Origin of the sequence: Vibrio mediterranei (assembly GCF_900088415.1) — a bacterium.
GTDB classification, from domain to species: Bacteria; Pseudomonadota; Gammaproteobacteria; order Enterobacterales; family Vibrionaceae; genus Vibrio; species Vibrio mediterranei.
The window spans coordinates 487,011-502,556 of the sequence record NZ_FLLQ01000002.1; the positions used below are offsets into that span (position 1 = coordinate 487,011).

12 protein-coding genes are annotated in these 15,546 nt (G+C 45.5%); 5 read left to right on the top strand and 7 right to left on the bottom strand.

Annotation, left to right across the window (positions count from 1 at the left end):
* Window positions 1-13: 13 nt before the first annotated feature.
* From VME0621_RS08335 to VME0621_RS08345, 3 genes are all read right to left on the bottom strand, one after another.
* Window positions 14-1,966, bottom strand: a complete 1,953-nt coding sequence (locus tag VME0621_RS08335; protein ID WP_062457819.1) for a DNA topoisomerase III — start codon at window positions 1,964-1,966, stop codon at window positions 14-16.
* Window positions 1,967-2,066: 100 nt separating this feature from the next.
* Window positions 2,067-2,615, bottom strand: a complete 549-nt coding sequence (locus tag VME0621_RS08340) for an NAD(P)H nitroreductase (protein WP_062457822.1) — start codon at window positions 2,613-2,615, stop codon at window positions 2,067-2,069.
* 91 nt (window positions 2,616-2,706) lie between these two features.
* The gene (locus tag VME0621_RS08345) at window positions 2,707-4,710 is read right to left on the bottom strand and encodes an NADPH-dependent 2,4-dienoyl-CoA reductase (protein WP_062457826.1); all 2,004 of its coding nucleotides are present in this window, start codon (window positions 4,708-4,710) and stop codon (window positions 2,707-2,709) included.
* Between the two features lie 298 nt (window positions 4,711-5,008).
* On the opposite strand from VME0621_RS08345, the gene sppA reads away from it, so the two are divergent.
* The gene (gene sppA, locus VME0621_RS08350; RefSeq protein WP_062457828.1) at window positions 5,009-6,862 is read left to right on the top strand and encodes a signal peptide peptidase SppA; all 1,854 of its coding nucleotides are present in this window, start codon (window positions 5,009-5,011) and stop codon (window positions 6,860-6,862) included.
* Window positions 6,863-6,975: 113 nt separating this feature from the next.
* Window positions 6,976-7,989, top strand: a complete 1,014-nt coding sequence (ansA, locus tag VME0621_RS08355; RefSeq protein ID WP_031493949.1) for an asparaginase — start codon at window positions 6,976-6,978, stop codon at window positions 7,987-7,989.
* A 52-nt stretch (window positions 7,990-8,041) separates the two neighbouring features.
* Here ansA and VME0621_RS08360 read toward each other — a convergent pair whose 3' ends face one another.
* Window positions 8,042-8,491, bottom strand: a complete 450-nt coding sequence (locus VME0621_RS08360) for a low molecular weight protein-tyrosine-phosphatase (RefSeq protein ID WP_062457832.1) — start codon at window positions 8,489-8,491, stop codon at window positions 8,042-8,044.
* Window positions 8,492-8,587: 96 nt separating this feature from the next.
* On the opposite strand from VME0621_RS08360, the gene cobO reads away from it, so the two are divergent.
* From cobO to VME0621_RS08375, 3 genes are all read left to right on the top strand, one after another.
* Window positions 8,588-9,196 (top strand): cob(I)yrinic acid a,c-diamide adenosyltransferase, encoded by a 609-nt coding sequence (gene cobO, locus VME0621_RS08365; protein ID WP_062457835.1) that lies wholly within the window; start codon window positions 8,588-8,590, stop codon window positions 9,194-9,196.
* 322 nt (window positions 9,197-9,518) lie between these two features.
* On the top strand, window positions 9,519-10,727 hold the full coding sequence (locus VME0621_RS08370; protein WP_038229686.1) for a NupC/NupG family nucleoside CNT transporter: 1,209 nt from the start codon (window positions 9,519-9,521) through the stop codon (window positions 10,725-10,727).
* Between the two features lie 217 nt (window positions 10,728-10,944).
* On the top strand, window positions 10,945-11,238 hold the full coding sequence (locus VME0621_RS08375) for a hypothetical protein (protein WP_062457839.1): 294 nt from the start codon (window positions 10,945-10,947) through the stop codon (window positions 11,236-11,238).
* 87 nt (window positions 11,239-11,325) lie between these two features.
* Here VME0621_RS08375 and VME0621_RS08380 read toward each other — a convergent pair whose 3' ends face one another.
* The 3 genes from VME0621_RS08380 to apbC all read right to left on the bottom strand — a co-directional run bounded on the left by VME0621_RS08380 (window position 11,326) and on the right by apbC (window position 15,513).
* Entirely contained in the window at window positions 11,326-13,434 is a 2,109-nt protein-coding gene (locus tag VME0621_RS08380; protein ID WP_062457842.1) for an AsmA family protein, read from the bottom strand.
* Window positions 13,435-13,591: 157 nt separating this feature from the next.
* Complete coding sequence (gene udk / locus VME0621_RS08385; RefSeq protein WP_006070044.1) at window positions 13,592-14,233, bottom strand: uridine kinase; 642 nt, start codon at window positions 14,231-14,233, stop codon at window positions 13,592-13,594.
* 203 nt (window positions 14,234-14,436) lie between these two features.
* Window positions 14,437-15,513 (bottom strand): iron-sulfur cluster carrier protein ApbC, encoded by a 1,077-nt coding sequence (apbC, locus tag VME0621_RS08390; RefSeq protein WP_006070043.1) that lies wholly within the window; start codon window positions 15,511-15,513, stop codon window positions 14,437-14,439.
* Between the last annotated feature and the right edge of the window lie 33 nt (window positions 15,514-15,546).

Here is a 15,546-nt window from a genome sequence, read left to right on the forward strand (position 1 = left end):
TAGTCGTTCGATATTAGCTGCGGCTCTTGGTCTTACTAGGCGCTTTTTTTCCCTTACTAAAACGTCGTTTCTTAAATGCCGGTCTCTCAACTTTGGGCAAATTTTTGAGAGAATCCGGCACAGGGCCTGACTTCACTTGTTGCATAAGCTGTTCAAGGCGGTTATTGAGCTCAGCCATAAATGGCGTATAGGACTGCGTTTTCTCAGCCATGCCTTGCAGCTGAAACTCCCAGTGGGCTGTCATATCAGGATAGGTCGATTCATCAGGTAGCGCATGAATTAAACCTCTTCCTGCAGAAGTGCTAATAACTGACTTGCCCTGACGATTAAGCAACTTGCGTTTAAAAAGTGTATCAAGAATACCCGCACGCGTTGCTTCTGTTCCGATACCATCGGTATCACGTAGGATTTTCTTCAGCGATTTGTCTTCAACGAATCGGCTGATCCCAGTCATAGCCTGAAGTAATGTTGCCTCGGTGAAATGTCTTGGTGGCTCGGTTTTCTTCTCTGCGATCACACCTTCGCGACAGATGAGTTCGGTACCAACTTCCAAAGGCGGAACGGCATCTACGCCATCCTCTTGCTCATTAGCAGAGTTCCCTAATAAGACTCGCCACCCTGGCTGCTGCAAGCGCTTACCTTTAGCAATGAAACAGCCACCTTGAATATCGAACTCTAACATGGCTTCGGCGTAAACCGCGGCTGGATAAAACTGCATTAAATACTGACGCGCGATCAACCCATAGATTTTCTCTTCAAACCCAGATAGCACACTGCTGGTTTTCTTTGGTGTCGGAATAATAGCGTGGTGTGCATCCACTTTGCTGTCGTTCCACGCTTTGGACTTACGACTGCTGTCCGCGTCATCGACCGCCTGAGCATGCTCTCTGCTATTGTTCTTTATTGCACTTAGGACATCATTCGCTTGGTAAAAATGATCTTTAGGTAGATATCGGTTATCAGAACGTGGATAGGTAATAAGTTTGTGCTTCTCGTACAGAGCCTGACAAACATCCAACACTTGTTGCGCGCTCATATTAAAACGCTTGGCCGCATCAATCTGTAAAGCAGACAAAGAGTACGGTAAAGGCGCATTCTGTTTTGTCGACTTATGCTCTGACTTAGTGACTTTTGCTGGCTGTCCTTGAATACGACTCGCGACATTTTCCACCAGCTTTTTATTCAGCACTCTTCCTTCTTCATCTTGCCATGGTTGGCAGGCTTCACTTGGTTTCCATTTGGCACGAATGTCAAAGGCCGCGTGCGAATCTTGGTATGGAATCAAGGCGTGTAAAGTGTAATAGTCTTTGGGAACAAAGTTCTCGATTTCTTCATCACGGCGAACCACCAATCCCAACACGGGTGTTTGTACTCGCCCAACAGATAACACACCTTGATAACCCGCCTTTTGTCCGAGAAGCGTATAGGCCCGAGACATATTCATCCCATAAAGCCAATCCGCTCGTGAACGTGCTAATGCCGATACCGAAAGTGGAATAAACTCTTGGTTCATGCGCATAGAATTGAGCGCTTTTTTTACCGCCGGAAGGTTTAAATCGCTAATCAACAAACGCTGAGCAGTATCTTTCTTGGCTTTCGGAACCTTACAGTAGTCGATCACCTCATCAACCAGAAGTTGCCCTTCCCTATCTGGGTCTCCCGCGTTAACAATACTGGTCGCCGTTTTTAGAAGTTTCTTTACCGCAGTGAGTTGTTTTGAAGCACTTTTTCGAGGTCTGAGTTGCCACTGATTTGGCACGATAGGCAGATCATTCAGATTCCACTTTTTATAACGCTCGTCGTAGGCGTCAGGCTCTACCTGCTCAAGCAAATGACCAATACACCATGTGACCACATCACCATTTCCACATTGGATGTATCCTTCGCCTTTTTTTTGAGGGTTTGGCAAAGCGGCGGCAATAGCACGCCCTAAGCTGGGTTTTTCGGCAATAAAGAGACGAGTCATAGAGAAGGGTCACAGGTATCTGAAAAAATAAAGGTAAGCTTAACTAAGCTTACCTTTAAGAATCAAGAAAAACTGTATAAATAGCCAGTTAAATATTCCGTTATAGGAACTTAACGTATTTATTTAAATCACGCTCTGGCGCTTTCATTGGTGTACATCCAGGCGTACCGACGTAGAGAAAACCAACGATTTGATCATCACCCTCAACGCCAAACGCTTGACGAACGTGTTCATCAAACATCCATTTTCCCGAACGCCAAAATGCTTGGAAGCCTTGAGCCACAGCTGCCATTTGCATTGCTTGAACTGCACAGCCAGCAGAAAGATGCTGCTCGATTGCGGGTACCTTGTCATGTTGCGTCACTTTCGCAATGACGGTGATGACTAGAGGAGCACGAAAAGGGGCTTTCTTAGCTTTTTCAATCACCGTCTCCTCACTGCCCGCCTGAGCAGCAGCATCACTTAAGATATCAGCCAGTTTCTGTCTGCCATCACCTTGCGCCAGCACAAACTGCCAAGGAGTCAGTCCTGCATGATCGGGAGCACGCAAGCCCGCTCTAATAATATTTTCTAACGCTTCTCCTTCAGGAGCCGGTTCTGATAGTCGAGCAATCGAACGCCTATTGAGTAACAGTTCTAGGGCATCCATAACACTTCCCTTTTTGTTTGTTGTAATAACGCTCATTATAACAAAACGTTAACGTCATGACAGCAAAAGTGAGAACTGTTCTCAATCTACTCTATAGCTTGGCAGCTAATTCGACACCTTGGCGAATCGCTCTAACCGCGTCCAGTTCACCAGCATAGTCAGCACCACCAATAACATGCAATTTTTCACCAAAGCTTTGCCACTGGTCTTCGAATGGTTTTACAGACTCTTGCCCGGCACAGATGACCACTTTATCTGCGGGTATCAACTGCTCTTCACCTTTGACAGTAATGTGCAGACCTTGATCATCAATCTTGTTATAAGTCACGCCACCTAAAAGATGTACACCTCTCTTTTCAAGGGTTTTCTTGTGGATCCAGCCTGTCGTTTTACCCGGGCCTTTACCTACTCTGCCTTCTTTACGCTGCATTACCCAGACATTGGTATCGGTCACTTCTTCCGGGAATGGGAATAGACCTCCTGGATGCTCGATGGTTTTGTCGATGCCCCATTCGTGTAACCAGTCATCTAACGTCTGACCATGAGGTTCAGTAATCATGCTCGCAACATCGACCCCAATACCGCCTGCTCCCATGATCGCCACGTTGTCACCTACTGGTGTCTTATCGCGAATCAATGTTTGATAGTCGATGACTTTATCTTGGTTATCGATACCTTCAAGCTTGGGCATTCTTGGCTGAACACCGGACGCCATCACTACTTCATCATATTCGCGTAGCAGGTCAGCCGTCGCTTCGGTGTCAAGATGTAGCTTGACGCCGGTCTCTTCAATACGGTTGGCAAAGTAACGGATAGTTTCTCTGAATTCTTCTTTACCTGGGATTTGCATCGCTAAACGGAACTGGCCACCAATGCGATCACTCTTCTCGAAAAGATCCACAGAATGGCCTTTTTCCGCCAACATGGTCGCACACGCTAACCCGGCAGGCCCTGCACCTACAACGGCAATGGTCTTACTATTTACGGCCTTCTTGACGATTAAGTCCGTTTCATAACACGCTTGAGGGTTGACCAAACAAGTGGCGCGCTTGCCTTTGAATGCATTATCCAAGCACGCTTGGTTACAACCTATACACGTATTGATTAGTTGTGACTTGCCTTGCTCTGCCTTCGCGATAAAGTTTGGGTCGGCCAAGAAAGGTCTCGCCATCGAGACCATATCAGCGTGCCCTGATGAAAGTATCCGCTCGGCTTCTTCCGGTGTATTTATTCGGTTAGTCGTGATAACAGGCACATTGAGATAAGGACGGATTTTTTCGGTTACCCAGGTGAAAGCACCGCGAGGAACTTGAGTGGCAATCGTCGGTACTTTCGCTTCGTGCCAACCAATACCAGTATTGATTATCGTTACGCCAGCCTGCTCAAGCGCTTGGCCAAGCTGTACCACTTCTTCAAAAGTACTGCCTTGCTCGACCAGATCCAGCATCGAGAGTCGGAAAATGATAATAAACTCTTTACCCACAGCCGCTCTTACTGCTTTAACGATTTCTAACGGCAAGCGGATACGGTTTTCATAACTACCACCCCACTCATCGTAGCGAACATTGGTGCGCTTACAGATGAACTGGTTGATGAAGTAACCTTCTGAACCCATGATTTCAACACCGTCATACCCTGCTTCTTGCGCCAGTGATGCACTGTTTGCATAAGCGTCGATAGTCTTCCAGATTTGACGGCTGCTCATTTCACTAGGTGCAAAAGGAGAAATAGGTGATTTTATTTTCGATGCGCTTTGTGAAAACGGGTGGTAACCATAACGACCAGCGTGAAGAATTTGCAATGCGATTTTACCGCCATGCTTATGCACAGCCTCAGTAACAACTTTATGCGCTTTGGCATGTTTTGGCTTACTAAATTCAGCAGCAAAAGGGGCAAGACGTCCGCGAAGGTTTGGCGCAAATCCGCCAGTGACAATCAGGCCTACTCCTCCTTTGGCTCGCTCTTCATAAAATGCAGCAAGCTTATGCAGTCCTTCCTTGTGTTCTTCAAGACCTGTGTGCATCGATCCCATCAGCACACGATTACGTAGTTGGGTAAATCCTAAATCCAGAGGCTTAAGTAAGTTCGGGTACATAGCAGACTTCACTTCCGTTGTTATAGTTGTGGTCTGACCAGAATATTATGTAAAGGTTAAAAAATCAAACTAGCGTTTACATTTTCTCAACATTATTAAAAATTTTTTCCTGAATATTTGAACTTAATCTAGTATGTTAAGTCTTTAATTTTTATTCACTTAAAACCTTGATTGAGTGATAGTGGCAACAAGCACGTACAATTACATTATTCATACAGCGAATCTGCCATGCCAACGCTACACTAGTAATTGATGTTTAGGGACAAAAACACTCACCAATTGGTGATGTGGAGAGATGATGAAAAAAGTATTTCGATTTATCGGTTTGATCTTCAAAGGGTTCTGGAAAGTCATTAACTTTACCAGACTTGCCATTATTAACCTGCTATTCTTTGCTGTGATTGCAATGATCTATTTTGCTTTCACTCAAGTCGAACCTGCGCCAGCTACCGTCAAAAAAGAGTCAGCGTTAGTCCTGAACATTTCTGGGCCTATCGTCGAGCAAAGCAGTTATGTGAATCCTATGGATTCTGTCACTGGATCACTGTTCGGGCGCGACCTTCCAAAAGAAAACGTTCTGTTTGATATAGTAGATTCAATCCGCCACGCATCGACTGATGATTCTGTAAAAGGATTAGTGCTATCGTTGAGAGACATGCCGGAAACTAGCTTAACCAAACTTCGCTACATTGCCAAAGCGTTGAATGAGTTTAAGGCGACAGGCAAGCCTATCTATGCCTACGGTGCTTTCTACAATCAAAGTCAATACTATCTAGCCAGCTATGCCGACAAAGTCTACCTTGCTCCTGATGGTGCGGTACTTATCAAAGGCTACAGCGCGTACTCAATGTACTACAAGACGTTACTCGAAAAACTCGATGTGACAACTCACGTATTCAGAGTCGGGACTTACAAATCCGCGGTCGAGCCATTCCTTCGTGATGACATGTCTGATGCAGCGAAAGAATCTGCCACTCGCTGGGTTTCACAGCTATGGGGCGCTTACGTAGATGATGTTGCCTCTAACCGTCAAATCGAAACCAGCGTACTAACGCCAACCATGGATGAGTTTCTTAAAGAACTAGAAGCTGCTGACGGCGATTTAGCCGCGTTATCTAAGCAACTAGGATTGGTCGACGAACTTGTTACCAAACAGCAAGTCAATCAGGCTATGGTCGAGGCATTTGGTAGCGACGGCGATGGTGGCTTTAACGCTGTGGGTTATTACGAGTACTTGGCATCCATGCCATACGACCTACCTGAGCAGCCAGACAACCAAGTTGCCGTCATCGTAGCGAGCGGCACCATCATGGACGGTGAGCAACCACGTGGTACTGTCGGCGGTGATACAACAGCAGCCCTTCTCAAACAGGCTCGTGAAGACGACTCTGTTAAGTCAGTGGTATTGCGTGTTGATAGCCCAGGTGGAAGTGCGTTTGCTTCAGAAGTGATTCGCAACGAGGTTCAAGCGCTACGCGATGCTGGTAAGCCTGTCGTAGTGTCCATGTCGAGTGTTGCTGCCTCCGGTGGTTATTGGATTTCTATGAACGCTAATAAGATCATGGCACAGCCAACAACCATCACTGGTTCAATCGGTATCTTTAGTGTGGTAACAACCTTCGAGAAAGGGTTAAACAATATTGGGATTAACACCGATGGCGTTGGTACATCACCCTTCTCAGGCGTTGGTGTAACCACAGGCATCAGTGAAGGCGCGTCAAAAGCATTCCAAATGGGCATCGAGAATGGCTATAAGCGCTTCATTACGTTAGTCGCGAATAACCGCAACATGTCTGTCACGGATGTCGACTCTGTCGCGCAAGGTCGAGTATGGACCGGTAAAGACGCATTAGATCGCGGCTTAGTTGACCAGATTGGCGATTTTGATGATGCTGTCGCTCTCGCTGCTGAACTCGGCGGTATGGAGAAGTACGATATCTATTGGGTCGAAGAACCGCTAAGCCCAGCGCAACAGTTCGTCCAAGATATTATGCAGCAGGTAAAAGTGAGTCTTGGACTCGACATATCAGCTTGGGTCCCACAAAGCTTACTGCCTGTCGCAACTCAGTTGCAACAACAAGCCAGTTTGCTGGAAAGCTTTAACGACCCAAAAGGCCAGTACGTACTGTGCTTGACCTGTAATATCCAGTAGGCATGCAGAGCTAACAAATTCATTTATCTAGAGCCACCAATCGGTGGCTCTTTTATTTGTTTTGGTTATAATCGCCTGCATCTGTTCCCCTTGATAATAAAGCGATCCCTGGCATGACAAGAAAACACATCTATATTGCGTACACTGGCGGCACCATCGGCATGCAAAAGTCCGATCACGGCTATATTCCCGTCGCCGGTTTTATGGAAAAGCAACTGGCTAGTATGCCGGAATTCCATCGCCCTGAAATGCCAGAGTTTACTATTCACGAATACGAGCCGTTGATTGACTCTTCAGACATGACACCTGCAGATTGGCAGCAGATTGCTGACGATATTCGTGATAACTACGACAACTATGATGGCTTCGTTATTCTGCATGGCACCGATACGATGGCGTATACCGCATCGGCACTATCGTTTATGCTAGAAAATCTAGGTAAGCCAGTCATTGTCACCGGATCACAAATTCCTTTAGCGGAGCTACGTTCTGATGGACAAGCTAATCTTCTGAATGCACTGCACATTGCGGCTAACTATCCGATTAACGAAGTCACACTGTTCTTCAATAATCAACTTATGCGTGGTAACCGCAGTACCAAATCTCACGCCGATGGTTTCAACGCGTTTACGTCTCCAAACATGCCGCCGATTTTAGAAGCGGGTATCAATATTCAGTTAGGTAGTGGTGTAGAACTGAACAAAATGCCTGAGGGCAAGTTTAAAGTACACGACATTACACCACAGCCTATTGGGGTCATTACTATGTACCCAGGCATCTCACATGAAGTGATTCGTAACACGCTACTTCAACCTGTTAACGCTATGATATTGCTCACTTTCGGTGTTGGTAATGCGCCACAAAACCCTGAGCTTCTCGCACACCTAAAAGAAGCTTCTGAACGTGGAGTGATTGTGGTTAACCTTACCCAATGTCTAGCAGGTAAAGTCAATATGGGCGGTTATGCCACTGGTTGTGCCCTAGCCGATGCCGGAGTTATCAGTGGTTTTGACATGACCCCAGAAGCGGCTCTAGCCAAGCTACACTATCTACTTAGCCAAAACTTGGGCTACGAAGAAGTCAAAGCCCAAATGTTAGAAGTGCTACGTGGCGAAATGAGCAAATAAATCCTTACTATTGATCATTCTAAAAACGCAGCTAAGCTGCGTTTTTTTGCCATTAGACTTTAGCTAACACTGCATCGGCCGCTTCTTCAATCAGATCCAACACCAACTCAAAGCCCTGCTCCCCTCCATAGTAAGGGTCTGGGATCTCACTATAGGATGAAGAGCCATGGCTAAGAAACAACGAAAGTTTGTACTTGAGATGTTGAGGACAACGTTGTTTAAGGTCGGCCAAGTTATCCTTATCTGCGGCTAGAATCATGTCAAAGATCTCAAAGTCTTCATCCTTCACTTGTCGCGCTTTTATTCCCGAAAACGAGTAACCACGAGCTTCGCAAGCGGCTTGCGCTCGCTTATCAGGGGCGTCACCGTGATGGTAGCCAATCGTCCCTGCTGAATCGATAAGGACCTCAATCCCTTGATTCGCTGATCTAGAGCGTAATACCGCTTCGCCCGTTGGCGAGCGACAAATATTGCCCATGCATACCACCAATATCTTTTTCATCCTATTACCCCTGAACTTTGTCTTGTTTTTTTCTGTTTCTATTTCATTATCATATACCGAACACAGAGGACTAGCAGCTAAACATAAGGAATCACCATGTCACTCTCCGAAGAGCAAAAACAAGATCGTCATAAAGCACGACAACAGAAAGTAAAAGAAAACGTTGATAAAAAGATCGCCAACGCTCAAGAAGAAAAAGGTTTGTTGTTAGTCATCACCGGAAACGGTAAGGGCAAGTCAACAGCTGGCTTTGGTACCATTGCTCGTGCCGTTGGTCATGGAAAGCAGTGCGCGGTTGCTCAGTTTATCAAAGGAACATGGGATAACGGCGAACGTAACCTACTCGAGAAGTTAGGTGTTGAGTTTCAAGTGATGGCAACAGGCTTTACTTGGGAGACCCAAAACAAAACCGCTGACACGGAAGCAGCTCAGTTAGTTTGGCAAGAATGTAAACGCATGCTTAAAGACGAATCACTTGATGTGGTTCTATTTGACGAACTGACCTACATGGTTAGCTACGGCTATATCGATTTGGAAGAAGTGGTAGAAGCGTTAACCAACAGACCAAAAATGCAGTCTGTCATTATCACAGGTCGCGGTGCTCACCGAACGCTCATAGACATTGCAGATACCGTTTCAGAGGTTAAAAATGTCAAACACGCCTTCGAATCAGGCGTAAAAGCGCTAAAAGGTGTCGATTGGTGATGTTCTAGCCAATCAAACCAAAAGAGTAAAAAATGAGATGTAAGTCTCATTTTTTACTGTATACTGCCCTCCCGTTTGTTAGGGCACTTCGCATTGTTGCGTAATCTTCTAGCTATACACCAATACAAGCCGTCACCAAGGAACTGTGAACGACCCAAGGATTTGGACCAGCTGCAATCTCCACGCTTGTAAAGGGTATAAAAATGGGCAAATTTATCTTCAGTTACCACAATCAGTGGTTTCCTCAGCTTTCCGCTGTTTCCTCTTGGTCATCGTATTCCATGCTTAACTGTCTAAGCTACGGTGAGGTGACCCAATGTTAATGACTATCCTGTTTGGTTTTGTAGGCATTATCTCGCTGTTAACTATCGGTTTTATTTTCTCCGAAAACCGTAAAGCAATTAACTGGAATACCGTATTACGCGCACTCCTCCTTCAAACATTGTTTGCTGCTTTTGTTCTTTACATTCCTTTTGGTCAACATGTTCTTGGCGCAATGAGTTCTGGTGTTGCCAAAGTACTGAGCTTCTCCGACGTTGGTATTCAATTTCTATTTGGTGATTTAGCTTCTGAAGGCTTTATTTTTGCCATCCGTGTTCTTCCTATCATCATCGTTATTAGCGCTCTTATTTCGGCACTTTACTACCTTGGCATCATGCAAGCGGTAATCCGCGTACTCGGTGGTTTAATTCAGAAGTTCTTGGGAACAAGCAAAGCGGAATCGTTGGTGGCAACCGGCAACATATTCCTATCACAAGGTGAGTCCCCACTGCTTATTCGTCCTTTCCTTGCAACTATGACACGCTCGGAACTGTTCGCAGTCATGGCGGGCGGAATGGCGTCTGTGGCAGGGAGTGTTCTTGGTGGTTACGCCGGGTTAGGCGTAGAGCTAAAGTACTTAATCGCGGCAAGCTTTATGGCTGCGCCAGGATCCCTAATGATGGCTAAGCTTATCGTACCTGAGCAACAAACTCCGGTAGCTCATGACTCTGTCGACTTAGATACTGGCGATCAAAGTAATGTGATTGATGCCTTAGCAGCGGGGGCAATGAACGGAGTAAAAGTTGCGGTTGCAGTGGGTACGATGCTTATCGCTTTTGTCAGTGTTATTGCGATGGCTAACGCCGCTATTGAATCCATAGCGGAGCTGTTTGGTGCGCAAGGAATCACATTACAACTGCTATTCGGTTACCTCTTCGCTCCAGTAGCTTGGCTTATTGGTGTCGATCAAAGTGAGATGCTGATGGCAGGGTCATTTATCGGCCAAAAGGTAGTCATGAACGAATTTGTTGCTTTCATCGACTTCATTCAGCATCAAGCTAGCTTATCGGAACACAGCCAAGTTATCGTAATTTTCGCTCTTTGTGGCTTCGCCAACATTGGCTCTATTGCCATTCAGCTAGGGTCTATCGGTGTAATGTCGCCGGAGCGCCGCTCTGACGTGGCAAGCCTGGGCCTTAAAGCCGTGCTGGCCGGTACGTTAGCCAACCTGATGAGTGCTTGTTTAGCGGGCATTTTCATTGCGCTTTAACGCAAGGTAAAACTACCTTCAGGGTAGCAGTTTAAAGTGTCAGCTTGTTAGTACTTTAAATCTGCTATCCTCGCCTTAATTCTTACTGACTCCTCTCCCAGTAACAACACTCTGTCACCCCATTTAGGTACAATCAGACAATCAACTTGGCGTGAAACTGTCGTCACAATTGGTTAAATTAACACAAACACAACATCATGATAACAAGGAGAGTTTCATGGAAAGTGGTCGTTTGATCCTATGGATTGGTAGTAATGAGCACCGATTTATACTTGGCCAAAGTTCAACTCAACCTATCAAACAGTTAAAGCAAGACTGGGAGAATATCGAAAAGAGCCGACATAAGAGTAGCTATTCGATTACTCTGCAACATGACGGCTTGCCTACCCATGCTACTCACAACTTATACAAAAACATCACAATGGTCGCTGCCACAGCGCTTATAGAATCATGGCAGCTTCTAGCAGTTGAGGAGCTCGAAGAAGAGCAAGATCTTGACTACCATTGGTAGCAACATCTCTAACGTAATTTGTTCCGCCAATACGAAAAATGCCAGCGTGAAACACGCTGGCATTGGCTTTACTTGTAGCTGGCTAGTTTAGTTAAACAGCCCTTTTAGTAGCCCATCGACGGCTTTCTTGGTCTTTTCATCTTTAATACCAAGACGCTCAGTCGCGCGTTCTACTTCTTTTTGAGCTTTCTGTTTCAACACATCATCAAACACAAGAGCGAACTTAGGATCAGTCCAAGCGCCGGTCACCTTGATTGGAATCGTAACATCACGCAGCTCCGTAATGCTTTGACCACCTTGCCCTTCCAATGTCCCTACGATAGAAGTGCGCACCAAAAAGTCGACCGTCTCATTAATGTAATTCGCAGATCCTTCACCTTGAATACGCAATAGCGGCGATTCTGCTGACATATCTTTGGTGGATACGACACCTTTGGCTAGCTTGAGTGTAGCTTTCATCGCGCTAAAGTCGGTTTTCTTAGGCCCTTTTTCAGCTTCAACAGACTGACCTTTAAAGCGAGCGTAATTTTCTCTGATAATCTGTGCAACGTTGATACCATTGACGGCACCATCAGCAAAATTGATCTTCACCGTACCCGCTAGATTTTTCTTAATACCCGTTGGGGTTAAGCTCCTACCTGTAACATTCACATCGATATTACCGGTACCTTCGAGCATGTCGTTGTTAGCAACATCTTTTAGAAGCGGTTGTACTTTTACGCCTTTAATGCGCTTCACGGCACTATAAGATGCTGGTGATTTACGCGCATCCAGTTTTGCTTTTGCTGTAATTGAGCCGCTATACAGCTGAGAACTAAATGACGTGAGTTCTGCTACGCCACGATTAACATAAAAGTCGGCTTTTACTTTCTGCATGTGGGCATTAGCCGCTTTGAACTTATCAATCGTTACACTGCCTTTTACATCCAAGCCTTTAAGTGCACTTAAGTCAGGTTCTACCTCTTTCACAGGCGCCGAGTTGTCTGAAGAAGCGCTTGGCTGGCCACCAGTCTTGGCTGTTTTGTTGCCGGTCTGAGTTTGGTTTAGTCCTAAAAACTCATCAAGGTCAATATTAGAGCTATGCAGTGAGAAGCGGACTTTCGGAATATCAGCCAATTGAACCGTCGCCTTCCCATCTAGCTCCATTTTGTTGAGTGATAGTTTTTGAAGCACAAAGTTCAAGAAGTTCTTCTTAAGATCAAAGCTAAGATCTGATGACATTCCCACTTTCATTGGAGACTGAGGTAGTGGTTTACCCTCTAAGGTAGAGTCAAGTGTCAACGCGCTTAGTTTAAGCATGGTCATCGCTTTATCAATTTCAAATGATGTACCACCTTTGGCATCGAAACTAAGATCTGGCGTTTTACCTTTAACCGCAAACTCAATACTGTTTGGTTTATCAAATTCGAATGTCGCTACCGTAAGTTGAGCTTGCTCAACATTATTAACCGTATCTTGATATGTAGCATCGAACTTGATGTTTTTCAGTGCGTACTCAGCAAAGTCCTTGCTCAACTTAAAGTCTGCAGTACCTTTAGCAGTAAAACTCTGGTCGTTGTTTTGACCTTTCAAATCAAAGTCGGCTGTAGTCCATTGGTCTGCTGCGAACTGAGAGACATTTAAACCGACATCATAAAGCTTGGTGAATGACCCTGTTTCTTCGTTAGAAATCTCAAGTAACGCATTGGACACCGTCACACCAGAAAGTGAAATGCTCCAACCTTGTGCGGCAGACGCGGACGACGTAGTCTCAGGCTCGGTCGCTGCCTTATCGGCTGGGGTTGCAGATTCAGCCTCTTTGCTAGCCGCAGTCAACGCGTCCAAGTTAGACGTTCCGTCTTTTAATGTTTCTAAATGAACTTGCGCACCATCAAGCGTCACAGAACCAATTTCTAGGGTTTTATCGAGTAGAGGCATCACCCCAACACTCACGCCCACTTGGCTGACACTGAATAGATTGGGATTCTTAAAGCCCTGAGGATTCTTAAGATTTGTTTGACCAAGTTCAAATCCAAGTGAAGGGAAGAACTGCCAACTGATGTCACCGCTTATTTCAAGTTCTAGACCAGTTTGTGCCTGAACCTGCTCAGTTATCATAGGTTTGAACTGATTAGGGTTTACAAACATCACCAAGGCGGCGATAGCGACGACGATAAGCACAATCGGGATCGCCAAGATAAGGAGTAGTTTTTTCATTCGCATCTTCCTTGCAAAGCGGAAAACAAAAAGTGGCACATAAAGTGCCACTAATCTATTAAAAAATAAAGCAATTTAAACGTTATACGTGCACCCGTTCAGTATAGAACAGTTTGGTTACTTATAACGTAAGAATTCAATCCGAATATTGTAAGGATTACGCTTTTAACAGCTTTGCGATGTGTGCTTTGAGTACATCGATCGCAATACGGTTTTTACCGCCACGTGGAACGATAATATCAGCGTACTGTTTTGACGGCTCAATAAACTGCATAAACATAGGACGAACCGTTTTTTGGTACTGCTGAAGAACGGATTCCATGGTACGTCCGCGCTCTTCAACATCACGTTTAACGCGACGCAGTAGGCAGATATCAAGCGGAGTATCCATAAATACCGTCGCATGCATTAGCTTGCGAAGACGAGGATCAGTCAGAAGAAGAATACCTTCAAGGATGATGACTTTCTTTGGTGTCATCGACGTAGTGTTATCAGTGCGAGTGTGTTCGGAGTAGCTATATTCTGGCACTTCTACCGCTTCGCCTTGAATCAGCTTTTCAAGATGGTCGCAAAGCAAGTCATGATCCAGTGCACTTGGGTGGTCGTAGTTCGTTTTTACACGCTCTTCCATACTCAAATGACCTTGGTCATTGTAGTAACAATCTTCCGTGATCACTCCGATTTGATGGTCGCCTACCTTCTCACGAAGTTCGTTATAGATTGTGCTCGCAATGAGGCTTTTTCCGGAAGCAGAAGCGCCAGCGATACCTACGATGACACATTGATTATTATCAGACATTCTTTGCACCTAGTACATATATGGTGGTGAGGACAAAACCGGGTAATTATATGGACATCAACCCTTAGATACTAGTCGAGATCTCACTTATTTGATGCCCAATTTTGCCCTCGCTCAAGAAATAGGAAATTGCAATCGATTACTTCATTTTACAAAGTAGAAGGCAATAAGAAACCGAGCTCACAACTAGCTCGGTTTCTCCGTTATTCCACCATTTTAAACAAGATGGATTCCGGTTTCGCTTTTCCATTCCAATACAGGTCTGCACATACTCTTTCAGCCAATTGTGTGTAGATCTGAGCATGCTCTCCCTCTGGATTGGACACCACAGTTGGCGCACCATTATCAATGGATTCTCGAATATCAATATGAAGCGGAACTTGGCCCAGCAGGTTAAGACCGAATTTCGAAGCCATCCATTCAGCACCACCTGCGCCAAAAATATGTTCTTTCGAGCCACATTGGCTACAAATGTGATAACTCATATTTTCGACGATACCCACCACAGGAACAGACACTTTTTCAAACATAGCGGCACCTTTGATAGCATCTGCTAGCGCTAAATCTTGTGGGGTGGTGACAATCAATGCGCCAGTCACCGGGATCTGTTGAGACAGGGTGAGTTGGATATCGCCAGTCCCTGGCGGCATATCAATCACCAGATAATCAAGTTCTGGCCATTCGGTTTCATTAAGCAGCTGAGCTAACGCTTTGGATGCCATCGGACCGCGCCAAATCGCCGCATCATCAGAGCTAATAAGGTAACCGATAGATTGAGTATAGATGCCGTGCGCCGCAATTGGTTGCATCCACTTTCCGTCACGGACTTCGGGATGCGCATTGATTTGCCCAAACATCATCGGAATAGATGGCCCGTAGACGTCGGCATCGAGAATACCTACCTTCGCCCCAAGCTTGCTGATGGCAAGCGCTAGGTTGACCGCTGTTGTCGATTTCCCGACCCCTCCTTTTGCGGACGTGACCGCTATGACGTTCTTCACGCCTTTGATTTCTGACGCCACCGTAGTTTCTAGTGCTTTCACTTGGCTTGATACAGAAAACTCAAATGCTGCCACTTGGTTTGATTGTTGCTGCGTTTTAATCCAAGTCGTCAGCTCTGAAATCAGTGATTGATTAGCGAAAGGTAACGTAATCTGAAATTCACCAGATGCCGATACAGACACTACATCCGGTGACTCGCTCCAACCCAGTTTTAGGTTTTCCCCGTGAAACTCCCCGAGCCACTGGCAAAAATCTTGTTTTGATTCGAACGTGCGCATCTTGCTTTCCTTATTATTTTTTAGTCCTGTTAA